At 40.8% G+C, this 23,313-nt stretch carries 9 protein-coding genes and 2 rRNA genes; 8 read left to right on the top strand and 3 right to left on the bottom strand.

The genetic code is table 11. The features are described from left to right. Positions 1-171: 171 nt before the first annotated feature. From I9192_RS21725 to I9192_RS21715, 3 genes are all read left to right on the top strand, one after another. Positions 172-3,062 (top strand): 23S ribosomal RNA (locus tag I9192_RS21725). Between the two features lie 170 nt (positions 3,063-3,232). Further along, positions 3,233-3,347: ribosomal RNA gene (gene rrf / locus I9192_RS21720) — 5S ribosomal RNA — on the top strand. A gap of 233 nt (positions 3,348-3,580) precedes the next feature. Continuing rightward, positions 3,581-3,913, top strand: coding sequence for a hypothetical protein (locus I9192_RS21715; RefSeq protein WP_005034910.1), 333 nt, complete (start codon positions 3,581-3,583; stop codon positions 3,911-3,913). Between the two features lie 173 nt (positions 3,914-4,086). Here I9192_RS21715 and I9192_RS21710 read toward each other — a convergent pair whose 3' ends face one another. Then, complete coding sequence (locus tag I9192_RS21710) at positions 4,087-4,830, bottom strand: TIGR04219 family outer membrane beta-barrel protein (RefSeq protein ID WP_005034914.1); 744 nt, start codon at positions 4,828-4,830, stop codon at positions 4,087-4,089. A gap of 138 nt (positions 4,831-4,968) precedes the next feature. Between I9192_RS21710 and I9192_RS21705 the strand changes: the two genes are divergently transcribed. The 4 genes from I9192_RS21705 (at position 4,969) to I9192_RS21690 (ending at position 9,417) form a co-directional block, all read left to right on the top strand. Further along, entirely contained in the window at positions 4,969-6,417 is a 1,449-nt protein-coding gene (locus I9192_RS21705) for an aldehyde dehydrogenase family protein (RefSeq protein ID WP_005034917.1), read from the top strand. A gap of 57 nt (positions 6,418-6,474) precedes the next feature. Further along, the gene (locus I9192_RS21700) at positions 6,475-7,065 is read left to right on the top strand and encodes a DUF1287 domain-containing protein (protein ID WP_005034921.1); all 591 of its coding nucleotides are present in this window, start codon (positions 6,475-6,477) and stop codon (positions 7,063-7,065) included. Between the two features lie 719 nt (positions 7,066-7,784). Next, a complete protein-coding gene (locus I9192_RS21695) occupies positions 7,785-9,263 on the top strand; it encodes a sodium-dependent transporter (RefSeq protein WP_004823944.1) in 1,479 nt (492 codons plus the stop codon). 10 nt (positions 9,264-9,273) lie between these two features. Then, on the top strand, positions 9,274-9,417 hold the full coding sequence (locus I9192_RS21690; protein WP_004823942.1) for a methionine/alanine import family NSS transporter small subunit: 144 nt from the start codon (positions 9,274-9,276) through the stop codon (positions 9,415-9,417). Positions 9,418-9,474: 57 nt separating this feature from the next. On the opposite strand, the gene rsmB is transcribed toward I9192_RS21690, so the two are convergent. After that, positions 9,475-10,782 (bottom strand): 16S rRNA (cytosine(967)-C(5))-methyltransferase RsmB, encoded by a 1,308-nt coding sequence (gene rsmB / locus I9192_RS21685; protein WP_005034925.1) that lies wholly within the window; start codon positions 10,780-10,782, stop codon positions 9,475-9,477. Continuing rightward, positions 10,779-11,738 carry a methionyl-tRNA formyltransferase gene (gene fmt, locus I9192_RS21680; RefSeq protein WP_005034927.1) on the bottom strand — a complete coding sequence of 320 codons (960 nt, stop codon included), beginning with the start codon at positions 11,736-11,738 and terminating at the stop codon, positions 10,779-10,781. The genes rsmB and fmt overlap by 4 nt, the downstream gene beginning before the upstream one ends. 789 nt (positions 11,739-12,527) lie before the next feature. Between fmt and I9192_RS21675 the strand changes: the two genes are divergently transcribed. Next, entirely contained in the window at positions 12,528-23,264 is a 10,737-nt protein-coding gene (locus I9192_RS21675; protein WP_200150029.1) for an ESPR-type extended signal peptide-containing protein, read from the top strand. Positions 23,265-23,313: the final 49 nt, after the last annotated feature.

The raw sequence follows: 23,313 nt of genomic DNA, 5'->3' as shown, positions 1-23,313 counted from the left end.
ATTGTTAAAGCGGAATGAAATGAGAACTAGCGATAAAACTGAATCAAGCGTTTTGGTATATGAATTAAATTGAAGCTGTACAGTGATTAAGTTCACAAGCAACAAATAGAAGTGGTTAAATCCACATTGTTGATCCTCCTTGTAGGGATTAACGACTGTTTGGGGTTGTATAGTCAAGTAATTAAGTGCATGTGGTGGATGCCTTGGCAGTCAGAGGCGATGAAAGACGTAATAGCCTGCGATAAGCTTCGGGGAGGCGGCAAATATCCTGTGATCCGGAGATTTCTGAATGGGGAAACCCACTTACCATAAGGTAGGTATCGCATGATGAATACATAGTCATGCGAGGCGAACGAGGGGAAGTGAAACATCTCAGTACCCTTAGGAAAAGAAATCAATTGAGATTCCCTCAGTAGCGGCGAGCGAACGGGGATCAGCCCATTAAGTTATATGTGTATTAGCGGAAAGCTCTGGGAAGTGCTACCGTAGAGGGTGATAGTCCCGTACACGAAAGTGCACATATAATGATGACGAGTAGGGCGAGGCACGTGAAACCTTGTCTGAATATGGGGGGACCATCCTCCAAGGCTAAATACTCCTGACTGACCGATAGTGAACCAGTACCGTGAGGGAAAGGCGAAAAGAACCCCTGTGAGGGGAGTGAAATAGATCCTGAAACCGCATGCATACAAGCAGTGGGAGCCGACTTGTTCGGTGACTGCGTACCTTTTGTATAATGGGTCAGCGACTTATATTCAGTAGCAAGGTTAACCGTATAGGGGAGCCGTAGAGAAATCGAGTCTTAATAGGGCGTTTAGTTGCTGGGTATAGACCCGAAACCGGGTGATCTATCCATGAGCAGGTTGAAGGTTGGGTAACACTAACTGGAGGACCGAACCCACTGTCGTTGAAAAGCCAGGGGATGACTTGTGGATAGGGGTGAAAGGCTAATCAAACTCGGTGATAGCTGGTTCTCCCCGAAAGCTATTTAGGTAGCGCCTCGGACGAATACCATAGGGGGTAGAGCACTGTTTCGGCTAGGGGGTCATCCCGACTTACCAAACCGATGCAAACTCCGAATACCTATGAGTACTATCCGGGAGACAGACTGCGGGTGCTAACGTCCGTAGTCAAGAGGAAAACAATCCAGACCGCCAGCTAAGGCCCCAAAATTATAGTTAAGTGGGAAACGATGTGGGAAGGCATAGACAGCTAGGAGGTTGGCTTAGAAGCAGCCACCCTTTAAAGAAAGCGTAATAGCTCACTAGTCGAGTCGGCTTGCGCGGAAGATGTAACGGGGCTAAAACTATATGCCGAAGCTGCGGATGTATACATTGTATACGTGGTAGGGGAGCGTTCTGTAAGCCGATGAAGGTGTGTTGAGAAGCATGCTGGAGGTATCAGAAGTGCGAATGCTGACGTGAGTAACGACAAAACGGGTGAAAAACCCGTTCGCTGAAAGACCAAGGGTTCCAGTCCAACGTTAATCGGGGCTGGGTGAGTCGACCCCTAAGGCGAGGCCGAGAGGCGTAGTCGATGGGAAATTGGTTAATATTCCAATACTTCTGTGTAATGCGATGAGAGGACGGAGAAAGTTAAGTCAGCCTGGCGTTGGTTGTCCAGGTGGAAGGTTGTAGGCATGCATCTTAGGCAAATCCGGGGTGCTCTATGCTGAGAACTGATAGCAAGCGAGTTTACTCGTGAAGTGGCTGATACTATGCTTCCAGGAAAAGTCTCTAAGCTTCAGTTACACAGGAATCGTACCCGAAACCGACACAGGTGGTCAGGTCGAGTAGACCAAAGCGCTTGAGAGAACTCTGCTGAAGGAACTAGGCAAAATGGTACCGTAACTTCGGGAGAAGGTACGCTGCTGACGGTGATAGGACTTGCTCCTTGAGCTATTGGCAGCCACAGAAACCAGGCCCCTGCAACTGTTTATTAAAAACATAGCACTCTGCAAACACGAAAGTGGACGTATAGGGTGTGATGCCTGCCCGGTGCTGGAAGGTTAATTGATGGGGTTAGCGTAAGCGAAGCTCTTGATCGAAGCCCCAGTAAACGGCGGCCGTAACTATAACGGTCCTAAGGTAGCGAAATTCCTTGTCGGGTAAGTTCCGACCTGCACGAATGGCATAATGATGGGGGCGCTGTCTCCAGCAGAGGCTCAGTGAAATCGAAATCGCCGTGAAGATGCGGTGTACCCGCGGCTAGACGGAAAGACCCCGTGAACCTTTACTGCAGCTTGACATTGAACTTTGATCTTACTTGTGTAGGATAGGTGGGAGGCTTAGAAGTAGCGACGCCAGTTGCTATGGAGCCATCCTTGAAATACCACCCTGGTAATATTGAGGTTCTAACTCTGTCCCGTTATCCGGGACGAGGACCATGTCTGGTGGGTAGTTTGACTGGGGCGGTCTCCTCCTAAAGAGTAACGGAGGAGTACGAAGGTGCGCTCAGCGTGGTCGGAAATCACGCGTAGAGTATAAAGGCAAAAGCGCGCTTAACTGCGAGACCCACAAGTCGAGCAGGTACGAAAGTAGGTCTTAGTGATCCGGTGGTTCTGTATGGAAGGGCCATCGCTCAACGGATAAAAGGTACTCTGGGGATAACAGGCTGATACCGCCCAAGAGTTCATATCGACGGCGGTGTTTGGCACCTCGATGTCGGCTCATCTCATCCTGGGGCTGAAGCAGGTCCCAAGGGTATGGCTGTTCGCCATTTAAAGAGGTACGCGAGCTGGGTTTAGAACGTCGTGAGACAGTTCGGTCCCTATCTACCGTGGGCGTTGGAAATTTGAGAGGATCTGCTCCTAGTACGAGAGGACCAGAGTGGACGAACCTCTGGTGTACCGGTTGTGACGCCAGTCGCATCGCCGGGTAGCTATGTTCGGAAGGGATAACCGCTGAAAGCATCTAAGCGGGAAGCCTACCTCAAGATAAGATTTCCCTAGGACTTTATGTCCTCTAAAGAGCCGTTGAAGACTACGACGTTGATAGGTTGGATGTGGAAGTGCGGTGACGCATGAAGCTGACCAATACTAATTGCTCGTGAGGCTTGACTATACAACACCCAAGCAGTTGTATGTGAAGCATCATTTGATTCATAAAAGATCAAAGAAACTTGATTTAGTTGTAAAGCTAGTTACAATAACCAACTCAAATGTTCTTCTGTTAAACTCATTTGGAACAAAGTAAGGCATACCCATAAGACCCGAAAAAGTCCATAACAGTTTGCTGGCGACAATAGCAAGAGTGAACCACCTGATCCCTTCCCGAACTCAGAAGTGAAACCTCTTAGCGCTGATGGTAGTGTGGGGTTACCCATGTGAGAGTAAGTCATCGCCAGCTTTTAATTCTTAAAACACCCTCAACTAACTGTTGAGGGTGTTTTTTTATGCGTGAAGAAAAGTGAAAAAGTCCCATAAAAGAATACAAAGTGGAAAAGGAAGAAAAAAGCTATATGGCATAATTATTATAGGGTCGTATTTATTGAAATGGATGTAATACATACATTTTACGCCATTGAGGCACGCTGTACATTGTGTTAAAAAAGAATCACTAATGATGAGAAAATAATCAATATGCTCATTTTCCAATTTTTCTTCACCGATTATGATGGTGATGAAGTTTTACCCGCTCAAACTCAATATGCATCTATAGATGAAATCATAGAACTTATGCAATCGGTTTTAATTCGACCAGAAAATTTTTTAGGAATTGTTGATAAAAATGATCGAACCTTACAGTTTATTGTGAACTCTGATCATTCATTAGATGCAGATATACCTATACCTGATCAAAAAGGCTCTTATACAAAAAGGTTAAGCTTAGAAGAAGCGATTAAGATTGTACAGAAACAGACAGAGTACATTCAACTTGATGAAATTGAAGGCATGACTTTCATGAAGTGGTAGATTTTTAACGGGTAATTCGATTTCGTTCAATTGTTTTAACTAGAAAAATAAAAACCCTCAGATATCCTTGCCTGAGGGTTATATATTGGTAATATACTAGATATCTAAAAAAATCCTCAGCGTATCTAAGAAAATGCTGAGATCATCGACATTCAAGATAACGGTTTTAATCATTAAAAGTGTGCATTTAAGCCAATATATGGACCTTTAAAATCTAATTTGTACTTTAGATCATCTTTATCAGCATCAATATTCAGATAGCGATAGCCTACTTTAGCGCCAAGATCTAAAACAATAGATTTGATAAAATCATATTGAACTTCCGCTTGGGCATCTGTGATTTTTACATCATTAATATTGGTATAAGTTGCTTCAGCTTTAGCACTTAGACCAGTAAAGGGTAATTTTGCGCCAGCTTCTGCATAAATAATAGGTGCATATTCATCTACGTTGACATTTTCTGAGAATTGTTTGACTGAGCCGTTGAGCTTAGTTGCACCTAAGCCAATATCTGCTTTTACAATGTTGTCTAGGATTTCATAGTAAAGAATTAAATCGGTATGGTCTAAATCAATTTTAGTTTTGGCTAATTCAGTCTTAGTGTCAGTTTCAGTATTTAACTTTGTATACTTTAATTTTACATTTGGAATAATTGGAATAGGGTGTTCAAAAGCAAGTGAAGCTTGAACTGTACCTTTCTGATCTAAATCATATTTTGAGTTTAAGTCAATATAAGGATCTAATAATAAATTATCTGAACCTGTTTGGTTAGATAGACTGGATGTTTTGTGATTGATTTGAGATGTACCATCAATACTCCAATAACTAATATCTCCTTTTAAACCAATAAAATCAGCTTGGGCAAATGAGCTTAAACCTAGCACTGCAATAAATAATAGTAATTGAATAGCTTTCATACTTCCTTCTTGATGAAATAATTTTTCATCTGATATTTTTGTTACTTAAATAGGATTCAATACAACATAAACTGTGGGCATGATATAGAGGTTTATTAAATTTTGCATTATTAAAAAAGATGAAATCGAGGATATAACATGAGTGAGACTATTGACGATACAGTGTTTGAACTACCACTTTATGTCGCAAATAAGGCAGTAAAAACAGGGAAATGGCTCGAGGTCTATGACAAGTTTTCTGGTCAGCTATATGCAAAAGTCGCTTTAGCTGATGCAAAAACCTTAGAAAAATCGATCAGTGCAGCAGTAAACGCTGAAAAGGAAATGGCAGCACTGAAACCCTTTCAAAAGCAAAAAATACTTTTACACTGTGTTGGTCGTTTTAAAGAATTGCGTGAAGAATTAACTCAGCTTTTGATTGTGGAAGGTGGAAAGCCAAAACTTGCTGCCGCAGCAGAAGTTGAGAGATTGATTAATACTTTTCAAATTGCCGCAGATGCCGTATCCACGATGAGTAATGGTCATTTGATGCCTTTAGCAGTGACAGCTGCTGCATCTGCGTACCGAGGAATGGTGCAGCATGTACCAATTGGCGCAATTTCCTTAATTAGTCCTTTTAATTTTCCGCTGAATTTAACTGCACATAAAATAGCACCTGCGATAGCAGCAGGTTGTCCATTTGTACTCAAACCAGCCAGTTTGACACCCATTTCTGCATTAAAAATCGCAGAAATTTTAGCGGAAACAGATTTGCCTAAAGGTGCATTTTCAGTTTTACCCTGTCCGCGTGAACATGCGGATGTGTTGGTGACTGATGATCGTTTTAAATTATTAAGTTTTACTGGCTCGGATCAAGTTGGTTGGGATATGAAAGCGCGAGCAGGACGTAAAAAAGTTACCTTAGAGTTAGGGGGTAATGCTGCTGTGTTGATTGAGCCAGATACAGAGCTCAATGATGCACTGTTTGATCGAGTGATAAGTGGTGCATATAGTCATGCTGGTCAAGTCTGTATCAGTGTGCAACGAATTCTTGTTCATGCCGATATTTATACAGAGTTTAAGAAGAAGTTGGTAGCGAAACTGAAAAAGATACGTGCAGCAGATCCAAGTTTAGAAACCACAATTGTTGGTCCAATGATTAAAGCATCTGAAGCACTCCGATTAAAAAAATGGCTCGATAAAGCAGAGAAAAAAGGCACTAAAATTTTATTGGGTGGTGCTTTATCAGGTGTTTTATTTGAGCCAACGTTGCTAGAAAATGTAGACGAGTCACTTGAGATTTATCAAAATGAAGCGTTTGGTCCAGTGGCAATTTTAGAAAAGTATAAAAACTTTGAAAAAGGGATTGAGATGATTAACACAAGTCGTTTTGGTCTACAGGCAGGGATCTATACACAAAATCTCAATAAAATGCTCTATGCATGGGATCATTTAGAAGTGGGTGGGGTAATTATCAATGATATACCGACTTTTAGAGTGGATAATATGCCTTATGGAGGTGTCAAAGATTCAGGGCTGGGACGTGAAGGTATTCAATTCGCTATTCGTGACATGCAAGAAGAGCGCTTGCTTGTGATTAAACAATAAGCCATATTAAAGGAGCCTCGGCTCCTTGTTTTGTTAATTTTTTGAATAGAGTGAAAAATGATAATAAAAACTTTACCTCAGTGGATTTCATTGGTTTTCCTGTCCTTAGTTAGTGTGCAAATTTGGGCATTTCAGGCTGAAAAACTAGTCAATGACGCGCGATCACAAATCTGGAAAACACTTTATTATGATCCGAGCTATACCCAACTCAAGTATCCAATGGGCGATGTACCTTTGGTCAAAGGTGTATGTACTGATGTGGTGATTCGTGCTTTACGTCATCAAAACATTGATTTACAAAAGTTGATTCATGAGGATATGCAACGAAATTTTAAAAAATATCCGCAAAAGTGGGGTTTAAAATCGACTGATAAAAATATTGATCATCGACGGGTACCCAACATCATGACTTATTTTCAACGACAAGGTTATCAAGTCAATGATCAGAAATATCAAGCGGGTGATATTGTCACTTGGGATTTAGGCAAAGGACTCACCCACATTGGCATTATTTCAGATAAGACAACACTTTTATCCAAAACCCCTTTGGTGATTCATAACATTGGTTATGGAACACGTGAAAACGATATTTTATTGAGCTATAAAATTATAGGGCATTATCGTTTACCTAAAAACTCAAGTCCCTAATAGACCATTGATCATAAAAAGATTTTGGACAACTTTTAAATCAAGCAAAGCGATTCATCTTGAAATTCTTAGGATGCTTTAGAAAAAAATCTATGCTTTTAAGTTTGTTAGAGCAGACGGCTTTTATGGTTTAAATAGACTCTTTTTTGTAATGCCTTAACTTATTTCTTTTTGTTGTAGGGCATGCAAAATAGTTTTTTTTACTCAAATAAAAAGTTGTTAAAAATATTCTCCCTAGGGAATATGAGGTGTATCTTTCCAAGTGTTGATAAGCAATTGGTGATCGTCTCAGCTCATGATTAAAAGTTCATTTATGCTCGATCAATCAAAAATAAAAGCATAGAGATCCGTATATATTGCTTATCTTTTTAATTAACACGTCTAGAAAGCTAAAATTAACAGTAAATCAGATCATTATTTCGACAGGGTGAGATAAAAAATAGCCATAAGAGATAAATGGTATAAAAAAACCAAGAAAATTGTCACAATTTACAGATAAATCGATATAAAACAGGTATTGTTAGTCCATTAAACAGTCGTTTTCTATTGAAGCGCTTTAACCAAGCAATCAACGCAATGACTGGTTTGGAATAACAACAAAGTGCTCAAAAGGTGCTGTTTTATTCGAACAACAAAATTTTAAAATTGGTACTTCTTTTGCTCGCAGATGACAATGACAAAAAGCGGCATTGGAGGACATCTACAGAATTAGGTGTTTTATGACAGAATCTCGTGAAAACTGGACATCACGATCGGGTTTTATTATTGCAGCTGTTGGATCGGCTGTGGGTTTAGGCAACATTTGGCGTTTTCCTTATGTTGCTTATGAAAATGGTGGTGGTGCATTTTTAATTCCTTATTTAATAGCATTAATTACTGCTGGTTTACCTCTATTATTTTTGGATTATGCAACAGGGCATAAAAGCAATAACTCACCACCTAAAGCGTATCGTGCTTTATTCAAAGGGGGTGAAACTTTAGGTTGGTGGCAAGTCTGTGTCTGTATCATTATTGGTTTATATTATGCCAGTGTGCTGACTTGGGCAGGCAGCTATGTGTACTTCTCTATTGGTCAGTTATGGGGAAATGATCCTGAAAATTTCTTCTTTAATACCTATCTACAAACATCTAAAGCAACTGGTTTTGATTTCCAATTTGTAGGTCATTTATTTTGGCCTATCGTTGGAATTTGGGCACTTACTCTGATCATTTTATTTGGTGGTGTCAAGAAAGGTGTTGAATTCTCGAACAAAATTTTCATGCCATTGTTGTTTATTCTATTCACTATTCTTGTGATTCAGGCATTACGCTTACCAGGTGCAGTGCAAGGTTTGAATGCATTCTTTACCCCAAACTGGGCAGCGATGTGGGACTATAAAGTTTGGCTCGCGGCATTTGGTCATACTTTCTTTTCTCTTTCAGTTGGTTTCGGGATCATGGTGACCTATGCATCTTATCTTAAACCGAAAACCAACTTGACTGGTTCTGGTCTGATTGTTGGTTTTGCCAATGCTTCAACTGAAATCTTGGCAGGTATTGGTATTTTTGCTGCGCTTGGTTTTATGGCATTTGCAGCAGGGAAGCCTGTTGATCAAGTCGTGAGTGGTGGTATCGGTTTGGCATTCATTGCGTTCCCTAAAATCATTTCGAGTTTAGGAGCTGGTGCTGATTTATTTGGTTTATTGTTCTTCTCTTCTTTATTTGTGGCTGGTATTTCTTCAATGGTGAGTATCCTTGAAGTACCCATTGCGGCAATGCAAGACAAGTTAAAGTGGGGACGTAAAAAAGCCGTGACTATCATTGGTGGTGGTAGTGCGATTGTTTCGATCTTCTTATTTTCAAGTGTGAATGCAATTAAACTGGTTGATATTGTCGATCATTTTATCAACAATATTGGTATTATTGGTGGTGCACTATTGTCAATTATTGCAGTGGCATGGTTTAAACGTTCTGCATTGATCGAGTTGCGTGATCATGTGAACCGTATTTCAACTGTTCAATTAGGTAAAGGTTGGGATTTCACATTAACCGTCATCACTTCTTTGATTTTGCTGGTAACTTTATGTATGACCATTTTTAGTTTGATTAAAAATGGATACGATACATATAGTGCAAGTATGTTGATGTTCTTTGGTTGGGGCAGTGTGATTTTCTGTGCTGTGGTGGCTTTAGTACTCAGCAAAATGAAAGATCGATAGGAGCAGCAAAATGAATACATCAGCTATTATTATGATGATTATTTCAATGGTGTTTTTATGGGGAGGATTAATTCTCTCGATCTTACACCTCATGAAAAATCCTGAAGAATTAGACGAGGTTCTTGAAGAAGTTAAAGATCAACATACACTTTGATTTAACTATTCATCTAAAGTCAAAAAAGCAGGCTATATTGCCTGCTTTTTTAGTCTGTTAAGCGAGTTTTTTGATTCGACAATAATAAAAACCATCACCATGATCAGTTTGCGGAAGTAATTGACGACCATGAATTTGTTCAATTCCCCAATCAGCATCAATTTTTATTTCTTCGGCATCTGTATGTTCTGCAAAGAATTCCACCATTTGTTGTTCATTTTCAGCTTTAAGAATTGAACAGGTGATATAAAGCAGGGTTCCACCGACTTTAAGTTGTTGCCACATATGATTCAAAATTTGCTTTTGCAAATCGACCACTTGTTGAATATCTGTAGACTGTCTGAGTAAGCGAATATCTGGATGACGACGCATTACACCGATTGCAGAACAAGGCGCATCTAGGATAATGCAATCTACAGGTTGCGTATAAGTCCATGTTGTAGCATCAGCTGTGATGATTTCTACGTCAGCATAGGCATTTAATTCTAGACGTTCCAAATTTTCAGAAACACGTAAGAGGCGTTTAGCATCATGATCAAGCGCAATTAATTTTTGTGGATTAAAGCGCTCTAAAATATGTGCTGTCTTTCCACCAGGCGCTGCACATGCATCGATAATAATTTTATCATCTAAATTTGGTAATAACGTGGCACAGAGTTGAGCGTGTTCATCTTGAACGGAAAATCCGCCTTCTTCAAAGCCCGGCAAATGGGTAATATTTCCAGTTTGCTCAAGTACAATACCAACATCAGAAAGCATACAAAGTCGAGCATCAATCTGTTCTTCCTCTAAGATATCTAGATATTCATCACGACTAATCTGACGTTCATTGATACGCAAAGTCAGTGGTGCAACTTGTTTTAAGTTTTGACAGATTTCATCAACTTGGTTTGTCCAATCTTTTTTTAGTCGTTTGAAAAGCCAACTCGGTAAGCCATGAGTTTGGTTCAATACAGTTTCAAATTCTGATGTTTCACGTGAAACACGACGAAGGATAGCATTAACCAAGCCACTCATTGGCTCAAATCCTAGTTGTTTAGCTGCATTGACTGTTTCTGAAATCGCTGCATGTGCAGGAATACGCGTACATAAGAGTTGGTAGAGCCCAAGATATAAGCAACTTTCAAGCGCTTCATTGTCCAATGGTTTTGTTAATAGCGGAAGCGTAACGGCTTTTAAGGAATACCATTGACGTAAGCAGCCCAATGTTAGTTCATGGTATAAACCACGATCACGTTCAGAAACGGTGTTGATATGTTGGTTCAACACAGATGCTAAAGATTGACCATTTTGAACAGCAACAAGGGTTTTAATCACTTGGGCACGCAAATTCAAATTTTTTGCAGAGGATTGAATTTGACTCATGCGAATTGATGTCCTACAGATAGTTTATGACCTTGGATGATTTGAACGGGATTAACGGCTTTGCCTCCAGGCCACTGTAAACTGGTGAGACAAACTACGCCTTTACCACAGACCACATGTACGCCTTGCTTGTCCATTTCAATAATCGTTCCGACGTCTTCGCCGTTTGCAATTACATTAGAAATTGTTGCATTCCAGATTCTTAGATTATTGCTTTCATCAATTGGAGTAAAGGCAACAGGCCAAGGGTTAAATGCGCGGATAGTGCGGTCAATTTCAATAGCAGATTTGCGCCAATCAATCTGGGCTTCTGCCTTAGTCAGTTTGTGGGCGTAAACGGTGAATTGTTCGTCTTGAACTTCACGTGCTTCTAAGTATTGTAGTAATTTTTGCTCTGATTCAAGCACTGTGCAGATTGCTTGAGCACCTTGAGTTGCAAGTTTTTCATACAAGCTTGCGGAAGTATCCATTGTTGTAATTGGGCAAAGGGTTTTATACAACATATCCCCTGTATCTAATCCAGCTGCCATTTTCATAATTGTCACCCCAGTTTCAGTATCACCTGTGGCAATTGCACGCTGAATGGGCGCAGCACCACGCCAACGAGGTAATAATGAGCCATGAATATTTAAACAACCGTATTTAGGTGTGTCTAAAATACTTTGGGGCAAGATTAAACCATAAGCAGCAACCACCATCACATCAGCACCTAAAGCTGCAAGCTCCTGTTGAGCCGCTAAACCTTCTTCAGTGGATGCCTTGAAATGCAGGGGTTGATAAACAGGTAAATCATGCGTTAACGCAAGTTGTTTTACTGCTGAAGCTGTCAATTTTTGTCCACGACCTGACTTACGGTCCGGTTGAGTATACACAGCGACGATTTCGTGGTCAGTTTGAATCAGTGCTGCTAATGCTGAAGCTGCAAATTCGGGTGTGCCTGCAAAAATGATCTTCAAAGGTTGTGCTCAGATTAAATTTTAAAGTCAATTATAGCAAACATGGTTCTATGGTGGGATTTTCAAATGAAAATTTGATTTTCTCCAAATGTGAAAATTAATTATATTATTTTGACACAAAGCTATTTATTTATGATTTTGACCTATCTATAGATCTGTATGTTTCTTTTGATTAATGAATCTGATGCGATTTTGATCGCAGTATGGGTGATATTAAAAAATAATGTGATTTAAGTCACATTTAATAGACTGTGTTTTATAAAAATTAGAATCATTTTTCAGAGTATGGTTTCTTACATATTGAAATAATGATCTGTTTTTTTGTGTTTTGTAAAGTTTTTCTAAACAAAATTAATAAGTATTACTCAGAAAAACACAAAATAGTGAAAGATAAAAATAAAAAGCTATTAAGAAAAATTGTAAACACAAAGAATGTAAACTTAATAAAATATCATTTTGAGAAATAAGTCACATTTATTTTTAACAAATGTGACAAAATTTGTCACATAATTAATTAAAGATAATGTGATTTTAGTAAAACTTTACAATGTCGAAGATAAATATAACTATATGTTTTTTAAATGTAAAATATTAAAAATGTAAAATAATATAGCTTAATTTCAAAAAAATTAAACCAATTGGTTTAAAAGTTAAAAAAAGTGAAATATATCTCATTTTTTTGATTGCTTTCATTGTATGTAAATTGTTAAATAAAAAAAATTGTACATTTTATATGCATTTTTAAAGCAGAACCTACTGCCAAAAATGCATCTCCTAAGGAAAAGCGATATGAATAAAATCTACAAAGTGATTTGGAATGCGACTTTGTTGGCATGGGTTGCAGTATCTGAATTGGCAAAAGGGAAAACCAAATCTTCTAAAGTAACGGGAATTATTGGCGCTGCGACAGTTAGCTTGATGGTAACGTTTAGTCCTGATGTGATTGCAAATACCATAGATATGCAACCTCAGGGGACTAGAAATGATACAGATTGCGTATCAGCTGGAAATACAACTGTTTATAAAGCCCAAACAAATGGAACAACTGCTCCAATAACAGATGGCTCTGGTACATATTCTACAGTAGCTGGATGTAATGCTTCTGGTGGTGGTGTTCTCGCTGCAACTGTCTACGGTAGCCATTCCAAGGTTACAGGTAAGGGAGGAACAGCTGTTGGTCATAATAATGAAGCTGCCCAATGGGCACTAGCTGCAGGAGTTGATAGTAAGGCAACTGGAGAGTCTAGTATTGCTTTAGGTGCAGGAGCTGCCGCATCTAATACATCATCTATTGCAATAGGCACAGATTCAGGAGCTTCAGGTAGTGGAGCTTTAGCTTTGATGGCTGGTTCTAAAGCGAATGCCATTTCCTCTATCGCAATTGGTCAAACCTCATCAACTGGGGCTGCTGCCGAGGGTTCAATTGCTATTGGTCGAAATGCTCAAACATCGGCTAGTGGTAGTATTGCAATAGGTGATGGAGCTACGGCTACTGGTGGTACAACTGATATTAATTCTATTGCAATTGGTAAAGGTGCACAAAGTTGGGGGCAAAGTTTTGCATTAGGGACAGGTGCTTCAGCCGATTCACTCACATTTGATGTAAATGATAGTGGTGTTGCTGTTGGTGCTCAATCCGTTACAGCTGCTGGAACCACAAAAGGTACAGCTATTGGTGTAAATTCTAAAGTAACAGGCTCAACTGTTGCTGGTACTGCAATAGGTTCAAATGCAGTTGCTTCTATTGATAATAGTGTAGCATTAGGTTCAAACTCAACAACATCAGCTATTACTGGTACAGGATTTCTAACATCACAAGCTGCTCCTACTGTTGGAGCTGTGTCAGTTGGTAATGGTACAGCGGCTGGTAACCGCCGTATTCAAAACGTTGCAGATGGTTCAGCAGCTTCAGATGCTGTGACAGTTGCTCAACTAGACAAAGCTTATGATGATACAAATGGTCGTTTAGCTACTGTTTTAGGTGCAGGTAGTGGTGCTGCCTATAATGCTACAAACAATACATATACCGCTCCAACGAATATTGGGGGAACAGGTAAAACTACGATTGATGATGCGATTAAAGCAACTCAACGAAGTGTAGTCGCTGGATCAAATATTGTCATTACCCCGACGACAGCTGCTGATGGTTCAATATCGTATTCGGTTGCTACAAGCGCAACACCGACGTTTACAAGTGTAACTGTAAACAATGCACCAACAGCAGGTACAGATGCGACCAACAAGACTTATGTAGACTCAAAAGCTGCAGCATCAAAAACAGAAGTCACAGCTGGAACCAATGTATCAGGTGTCGCAAAAACGACAGGCGCAAATGGTCAAGATGTTTACACAGTTAATGCTAATGGTACGACAGCCTCAGCAGGCTCATCAGCAGTTACAGTCACTGCAGGCACCAAAAATGCAAGTAATGTCACTGACTATAAGGTGGATTTATCAACTGCTACAAAAACAGATATTCAAAAAGGTGTCGATGCAAAGACAGCTGTAGATAGTACAGGTTTAACCTTTAAAGGTGATACGACAGCGACAAGTGCGACTAAGAAATTAGGCGATACAGTTTCGATTACGGGTGACACGAACATTAGTACAGTTGCGACGACTGATGGTGTGCAGGTTAAATTAAATCCAAACTTAAACCTAGGTACAACAGGTAGTGTGACTACAGGTGCGACTGTGATTAATAATGCTGGTATTACGGCAAACAAAGTCACAATAAACAATGCACCAACAGCAGGTACAGATGCGACTAACAAGACTTATGTAGACTCAAAAGCAGCGGCATCAAGAACAGAAGTCGCAGCTGGAAGCAATGTATCTGGTGTAGTAAAAACGACAGGTGCAAACGGTCAAGACGTTTATACAGTAAATGCCAATGGTACGACAGCCTCAGCAGGTTCTTCAGCAGTTACCGTAACACCAGGCACGAAAGATGCAAATAATGTCACTGACTATAAAGTAGACTTGTCAGCGACTACAAAAACAGATATTCAAAAGGGTGTAGATGCGAAGACCGCTGTAGATAGCACAGGTTTAAAATTCAAAGGTGATACCGCAACGACAAGTGCGACTAAGAAATTAGGCGATACAGTTTCGATCACGGGTGACACGAATATCAGCACAGTTGCGACAACTGATGGTGTACAGGTTAAGTTAAATCCAAACTTAGACTTAGGTACAGCTGGTAGCGTTAAAACGGGTAACACCACGATTAACAATGCAGGTGTAACAGCTGATCAAGTTACGGTTGGTGGTGTTGTTATTAATAAAACAACAGGTATTAATGCAGGCGGGTTAGCGATCACAAATGTTGCTGCACCAACAGCAGGTACAGATGCGACTAACAAGACTTATGTAGACTCAAAAGCAGCGGCATCAAGAACAGAAGTAGCAGCTGGAAGCAATGTATCTGGTGTAGTAAAAACGACAGGTGCAAACGGTCAAGACGTTTATACAGTAAATGCCAATGGTACGACAGCCTCAGCAGGTTCTTCAGCAGTTACCGTAACACCAGGCACGAAAGATGCAAATAATGTCACTGACTATAAAGTAGACTTATCAGCGACTACAAAAACCGATATTCAAAAAGGTGTAGATGCGAAGACAGCTGTAGATACCACAGGTCTAAAATTTAAAGGTGATACAGCAACCACAAGCAATACCAAGAAATTAGGTGACACCGTTTCGATTACGGGTGATACGAACATTAGTACAGTTGCGACAACAGATGGTGTACAGGTTAAGTTAAATCCAAACTTAGATTTAGGAGCAACTGGTAGCGTTAAAACGGGTAATACCACGATTAACAATGCAGGTGTAACAGCTGACCAAGTTACGGTTGGTGGTGTTGTTATTAACAACACATCAGGTATTAATGCTGGTGGTAAAGCGATTACCAATGTAGCAGCACCAACAAATAACACAGATGCTGCTAACAAGAAGTATGTAGATGATGCAGGTGCAGCATTAACCAATTTGGGCTTTGGATTAAAAGCACAAGACGGTACGACTGTGAACAAGAAATTAGGTGAAGCAGTTGATATTGTTGGTTCAAACAGCAACATCAGTACAAAAGTAAATGCAGGTAAAGTAGAAGTTGCACTATCCAATACATTGGACTTAGGTACTACAGGTAGCATTACTACGGGTTCAACTGTAATTAACAATGCTGGTGTTACCGCAAACAAAGTCACAATAAACAATGCACCAACAGCAGGTACAGATGCGACTAACAAGACTTATGTAGACTCAAAAGCAGCGGCATCAAGAACAGAAGTAGCAGCTGGAAGCAATGTATCTGGTGTAGTAAAAACGACAGGTGCAAACGGTCAAGACGTTTATACAGTAAATGCCAATGGTACGACAGCCTCAGCAGGTTCTTCAGCAGTTACCGTAACACCAGGCACGAAAGATGCAAATAATGTCACTGACTATAAAGTAGACTTATCAGCGACTACAAAAACCGATATTCAAAAAGGTGTAGATGCGAAGACAGCTGTAGATACCACAGGTCTAAAATTTAAAGGTGATACAGCAACCACAAGCAATACCAAGAAATTAGGTGACACCGTTTCGATTACGGGTGATACGAACATTAGTACAGTTGCGACAACAGATGGTGTACAGGTTAAGTTAAATCCAAACTTAGATTTAGGAGCAACTGGTAGCGTTAAAACGGGTAATACCACGATTAACAATGCAGGTGTAACAGCTGACCAAGTTACGGTTGGTGGTGTTGTTATTAACAACACATCAGGTATTAATGCTGGTGGTAAAGCGATTACCAATGTAGCAGCACCAACAAATAACACAGATGCTGCTAACAAGAAGTATGTAGATGACGCAGGTACAGCATTAACCAATTTGGGCTTTGGATTAAAAGCACAAGATGGTACGACTGTGAACAAGAAATTAGGCGAAGCAGTTGAAGTTGTCGGTGCTGACAGCAACATCACCACGAAAGTTGCAGGTGGTCAGGTTGCAATTGAGTTAAATAAAAACCTCAACAACTTAACTGGCATTACCGTGAACGATGGAACCAATGGCACCAATGGTTCAACTGTGATTGGTAAAGATGGTATTTCAGTTAAAGACGGTTCAGGCAATACCATTGCAGGTGTAGATAACACAGCGTTGACAGTTAAAGATGGCAGTGGCAACACAGAAACCAGCATTAACCAAGCGATCAACACGTTAAATGCAGCGCAAGGTGAAACTGATAAGTTTGCAGTGAAGTACGATAAAAATGCTGATGGTAGTGTGAACTATAACAATGTCACTTTAGCAGGTACAAATGGCACAACAATCAGCAATGTTAAAGCGGGTGCTGTGACCTCAACATCTACTGATGCGATCAATGGTAGCCAATTATATGGTGTTGCAAACAGCGTGAAGAATGCAATCGGTGGTTCAACCACAATTGATGCAACGACTGGTGCAATCACGACGACCAATATTGGTGGTACAGGTTCAAATACGATTGATGGTGCAATCAGCAGTATTAAAGATTCAGCGACTAAAGCGAAAACCACGGTAAGTGCTGGGGATAATGTTGTCGTTACATCGGGTACCAATGCAGATGGCTCAACAAACTATGAAGTTGCGACAGCGAAAGACGTTAACTTTGACAAAGTGACTGTAGGTAGTGTTGTTGTAGATAAATCAAGCAATACAATCAAAGGTTTAAGTAATACTACTTGGAACGGAACAGCAGTATCAGGTCAAGCGGCGACAGAAGACCAGTTAAAAACGGTCAGCGATGCGCAAGGTGAAACTGATAAGTTTGCAGTGAAGTACGACAAAAATGCTGATGGCAGTGCGAACTACAACAACATCACATTGGCAGGTACGACTGCAAGCAGTACACAAGATGCAACAACAGGCAAGATCACCACAACAGGTGGAACAAGCTTGAACAATGTTGCAAGTGCAGGTGACTACAAAGATGTTGCCAATGCAAGCAAAGGTGTAAACGCAGGTGACTTGAACAATGCAGTTGTTGATGCAACCAATGCAGCGACCAGCAAAGGCTTTGCATTACAAGCAGCAGATGGCGCTAAAGTTCAGAAGAACCTAGGCGAAGCAGTTGAAGTTGTTGGTGCAGACAGTAACATCACTACAAAAGTAGTGGGTGGACAAGTTGCGATTGAGTTAAATAAAAACCTCAACAACTTAACTGGCATTACCGTGAACGATGGAACCAATGGCACCAATGGTTCAACTGTGATTGGTAAAGATGGTATTTCGGTTAAAGATGGTTCAGGCAATACCATTGCAGGTGTAGATAACACAGCGTTGACAGTTAAAGATAGCAGTGGCAACACAGAAACCAGCATTAACCAAGCGATCAACACGTTAAATGCAGCGCAAGGTGAAACTGACAAGTTTGCAGTGAAGTACGACAAAAATGCTGATGGCAGTGCGAACTACAACAACATCACATTGGCAGGTACGACTGCAAGCAGTACACAAGATGCAACAACAGGCAAGATCACCACAACAGGTGGAACAAGCTTGAACAATGTTGCAAGTGCAGGTGACTACAAAGATGTTGCCAATGCAAGCAAAGGTGTAAACGCAGGTGACTTGAACAATGCAGTTGTTGATGCAACCAATGCAGCGACCAGCAAAGGCTTTGCATTACAAGCAGCAGATGGCGCTAAAGTTCAGAAGAACCTAGGCGAAGCAGTTGAAGTTGTTGGTGCAGACAGTAACATCACTACAAAAGTAGTGGGTGGACAAGTTGCGATTGAGTTAAATAAAAACCTCAACAACTTAACTGGCATTACCGTGAACGATGGAACCAATGGCACCAATGGTTCAACTGTGATTGGTAAAGATGGTATTTCGGTTAAAGATGGTTCAGGCAATACCATTGCAGGTGTAGATAACACAGCGTTGACAGTTAAAGATAGCAGTGGCAACACAGAAACCAGCATTAACCAAGCGATCAACACGTTAAATGCAGCGCAAGGTGAAACTGACAAGTTTGCAGTGAAGTACGACAAAAATGCTGATGGCAGTGTGAACTATAACAACATCACATTGGCAGGTACGACTGCAAGCAGTACACAAGATGCAACAACAGGCAAGATCACCACAACAGGTGGAACAAGCTTGAACAATGTTGCAAGTGCAGGTGACTACAAAGATGTTGCCAATGCAAGCAAAGGTGTAAACGCAGGTGACTTGAACAATGCAGTTGTTGATGCAACCAATGCAGCGACCAGCAAAGGCTTTGCATTACAAGCAGCAGATGGCGCTAAAGTTCAGAAGAACCTAGGCGAAGCAGTTGAAGTTGTTGGTGCAGACAGTAACATCACTACAAAAGTAGTGGGTGGACAAGTTGCGATTGAGTTAAATAAAAACCTCAACAACTTAACTGGCATTACCGTGAACGATGGAACCAATGGCACCAATGGTTCAACTGTGATTGGTAAAGATGGTATTTCGGTTAAAGATGGTTCAGGCAATACCATTGCAGGTGTAGATAACACAGCGTTGACAGTTAAAGATAGCAGTGGCAACACAGAAACCAGCATTAACCAAGCGATCAACACGTTAAATGCAGCGCAAGGTGAAACTGACAAGTTTGCAGTGAAGTACGACAAAAATGCTGATGGCAGTGTGAACTATAACAACATCACATTGGCAGGTACGACTGCAAGCAGTACACAAGATGCAACAACAGGCAAGATCACCACAACAGGTGGAACAAGCTTGAACAATGTTGCAAGTGCAGGTGACTACAAAGATGTTGCCAATGCAAGCAAAGGTGTAAACGCAGGTGACTTAAACAATGCAGTTGTTGATGCAACCAATGCAGCGACCAGCAAAGGCTTTGCATTACAAGCAGCAGATGGCGCTAAAGTTCAGAAGAACCTAGGCGAAGCAGTTGAAGTTGTTGGTGCAGACAGTAACATCACTACAAAAGTAGTGGGTGGACAAGTTGCGATTGAGTTAAATAAAAACCTCAACAACTTAACTGGCATTACCGTGAACGATGGAACCAATGGCACCAATGGTTCAACTGTGATTGGTAAAGATGGTATTTCGGTTAAAGATGGTTCAGGCAATACCATTGCAGGTGTAGATAACACAGCGTTGACAGTTAAAGATAGCAGTGGCAACACAGAAACCAGCATTAACCAAGCGATCAACACGTTAAATGCAGCGCAAGGTGAAACTGATAAGTTTGCAGTGAAGTACGATAAAAATGCTGATGGCAGTGCGAACTACAACAACATCACATTGGCAGGTACGACTGCAAGTAGCACGCAAGATGCAACAACAGGCAAGATCACCACAACAGGTGGAACAAGCTTGAACAACGTTGCAAGTGCAGGTGACTACAAAGATGTTGCCAATGCAAGCAAAGGTGTAAACGCAGGTGACTTAAACAATGCAGTTGTTGATGCAACCAATGCAGCAACCAGCAAAGGCTTTGCATTACAAGCAGCAGATGGCGCTAAAGTTCAGAAGAACCTAGGCGAAGCAGTTGAAGTTGTTGGTGCAGACAGTAACATCACCACGAAAGTTGCAGGTGGTCAGGTTGCAATTGAGTTAAATAAAAACCTCAACAACTTAACTGGCATTACCGTGAACGATGGAACCAATGGCACCAATGGTTCAACTGTGATTGGTAAAGATGGTATTTCGGTTAAAGATGGTTCAGGCAATACCATTGCAGGTGTAGATAACACAGCGTTGACAGTTAAAGATAGCAGTGGCAACACAGAAACCAGCATTAACCAAGCGATCAACACGTTAAATGCAGCGCAAGGTGAAACTGATAAGTTTGCAGTGAAGTACGATAAAAATGCTGATGGCAGTGTGAACTATAACAATGTCACTTTAGCAGGTACAAATGGCACAATAATCAGAAATGTTAAAGCGGGTGCTGTGACCTCAACATCTACTGATGCCATCAATGGTAGCCAATTATACGATATTGCAAACAGCGTGAAGAATGCAATTGGTGGTTCAACTACCAGAGATGTAACGACTGGTGCAATCACAACGACCAATATTGGTGGTACAGGTTCAAACACGATTGATGGTGCAATCAGCAGTATTAAAGATTCAGCGACTAAAGCGAAAACCACGATAAGTGCTGGGGATAATGTTGTCGTTACATCGGGTACCAATGCAGATGGCTCAACAAACTATGAAGTTGCGACAGCGAAAGACGTTAACTTTGACAAAGTAACTGTGGGTAATGTTGTTGTTGATAAGGCAAATGACACGATCCAAGGTTTGAGCAATAAAGATCTAAATTCAAGTGATTTTGCGACCAAAGGTAGAGCTGCGACTGAAGAACAGTTGAAAGCAGTGATTACCAGTAATATCACGGAAGTCGTGGATGGTAATGGCAACAAGGTGAATATTATTGACCAAGTTGTAAATACTAAACCTGACAATAAGAACCAAGATTCATTGTTCTTAACGTATGACAAACAAGGTCAAGAAACCACAGATCGCCTAACGATTGGTCAAACGGTACAGAAGATGAATACTGATGGTATTAAATTCTTCCATACCAATGCCGATACATCAAAAGGTGATTTGGGTACAACAAATGACTCAAGTGCAGGTGGTTTAAACTCTACAGCAATTGGTGTAAATGCGATTGTTGCGAATGGTGCAGATAGTTCAGTTGCTTTAGGTCATAACACCAAAGTCAATGGTAAACAATCAATTGCAATTGGTTCTGGTGCAGAAGCTTTAGGCAATCAATCGATCAGTATTGGTACAGGTAACAAAGTCACTGGTGATCATTCGGGTGCGATTGGTGATCCAACTATTGTAAATGGTGCAAACAGCTACTCTGTGGGTAATAACAACCAAGTACTTACAGATGACACTTTCGTACTTGGAAACAATGTCACCAAAACTGTTGCTGGTTCAGTAGTATTGGGTAACGGTTCAGCTGCAACGACAGGTGCTGGTGAGGCAGGCTATGCCTTATCTGTAGCAACAAATGCAGATAAAGCCGCGATCAATAAAACTACGTCAAGCACTGGTGCTGTTGCAGTTGGTGATGCGTCGAGCGGTATTTATCGTCAAATTACCGGTGTTGCTGCGGGTAGCGTAGATTCAGATGCTGTGAACGTTGCACAGTTAAAAGCGGTGGGTAACCAAGTTGTAACGACTCAAACTACATTGGTGAACAGTTTGGGTGGTAACGCTAAAGTAAATGCAGACGGTACGATTACAGGACCAACTTATAATGTTGCTCAAGGTAATCAGACCAATGTTGGTGATGCATTAACTGCGCTTGATAACGCAATTAATACTGCGGCAACAACATCTAAATCGACTGTTTCTAATGGTCAGAATATTGTTGTCAGCAAGAGCAAAAATGCAGATGGTTCAGACAACTATGAAGTATCAACAGCAAAAGACTTGACAGTTGATTCTGTCAAAGCGGGTGATACGGTTCTGAATAATGCAGGTATTACAATTGGCAATAACGCAGTTGTATTGAACAACACTGGATTAACCATTAGTGGTGGACCAAGTGTTACTTTGGCAGGCATCAATGCAGGTAATAAAACCATTCAAAATGTTGCGAATGCAGTAAATGCAACAGATGCAGTCAACAAAGGACAATTGGACAGCGCAATTAACAATGTGAATAACAATGTTAATGAGCTTGCCAACAACGCTGTTAAATATGACGATGCATCAAAAGATAAAATCACACTTGGTGGTGGGACAACTGGTACAACGATCACCAATGTGAAAGATGGTACGGTTGCGCAAGGTTCTAAAGATGCTGTGAATGGCGGTCAATTGTGGAATGTTCAACAACAAGTAGATCAGAACACAACTGATATTAGCAATATCAAAAATGATATTAACAACGGTACTGTTGGTTTGGTTCAACAAGCAGGTAAAGATGCACCAGTGACGGTTGCAAAAGATACTGGCGGTACAACGGTGAACGTCGCTGGCACAGATGGCAACCGAGTAGTAACAGGTGTTAAAGAAGGTGCAGTGAATGCAACATCTAAAGATGCTGTCAATGGTAGTCAATTGAATACAACCAACCAAGCGGTAGTCAATTATCTTGGTGGTGGGGCAGGTTATGACAACATTACAGGTAGCTTCACAGCTCCAAGCTATACGGTAGGTGACTCGAAATACAACAATGTTGGTGGCGCAATTGATGCATTAAACCAAGCAGATCAAGCATTGAATAGCAAAATTGACAATGTCAGTAACAAGTTGGATAACGCATTCCGTATTACCAACAACCGTATTGATGATGTAGAGAAAAAAGCCAATGCTGGTATTGCCGCTGCGATGGCTCTGGAATCAGCACCATATGTACCAGGTAAATATACCTATGCAGCAGGCGCAGCTTACCACGGTGGTGAAAATGCGGTAGGTGTGACTTTACGTAAAACTGCAGACAATGGTCGTTGGTCGATTACAGGCGGTGTAGCTGCAGCGTCTCAAGGCGATGCAAGTGTGCGTATCGGTATCAGTGGTGTGATTGACTAATTCACTCGACAGGGAAGATCTTCGGGTCTTCCTTTTTCTTCGAAAATTT

The organism is Acinetobacter bereziniae, from assembly GCF_016576965.1.
In the GTDB taxonomy this organism is placed as follows: domain Bacteria; phylum Pseudomonadota; class Gammaproteobacteria; order Pseudomonadales; family Moraxellaceae; genus Acinetobacter; species Acinetobacter bereziniae.
This window is presented reverse-complemented; position numbering and strand designations above follow the sequence as displayed.

Excerpts from the sequence above, each read along its gene's own strand:
- I9192_RS21715 (WP_005034910.1), top strand. The coding sequence starts at position 3,581 with ATGCTCATTTTCCAATTTTTCTTCACCGATTATGATGGTGATGAAGTT.
- I9192_RS21710 (WP_005034914.1), bottom strand. The coding sequence starts at position 4,830 with ATGAAAGCTATTCAATTACTATTATTTATTGCAGTGCTAGGTTTAAGC.
- I9192_RS21705 (WP_005034917.1), top strand. The coding sequence starts at position 4,969 with ATGAGTGAGACTATTGACGATACAGTGTTTGAACTACCACTTTATGTC.
- I9192_RS21700 (WP_005034921.1), top strand. The coding sequence starts at position 6,475 with ATGATAATAAAAACTTTACCTCAGTGGATTTCATTGGTTTTCCTGTCC.
- I9192_RS21695 (WP_004823944.1), top strand. The coding sequence starts at position 7,785 with ATGACAGAATCTCGTGAAAACTGGACATCACGATCGGGTTTTATTATT.
- I9192_RS21690 (WP_004823942.1), top strand. The coding sequence starts at position 9,274 with ATGAATACATCAGCTATTATTATGATGATTATTTCAATGGTGTTTTTA.
- rsmB (WP_005034925.1), bottom strand. The coding sequence starts at position 10,782 with ATGAGTCAAATTCAATCCTCTGCAAAAAATTTGAATTTGCGTGCCCAA.
- I9192_RS21675 (WP_200150029.1), top strand. The coding sequence starts at position 12,528 with ATGAATAAAATCTACAAAGTGATTTGGAATGCGACTTTGTTGGCATGG.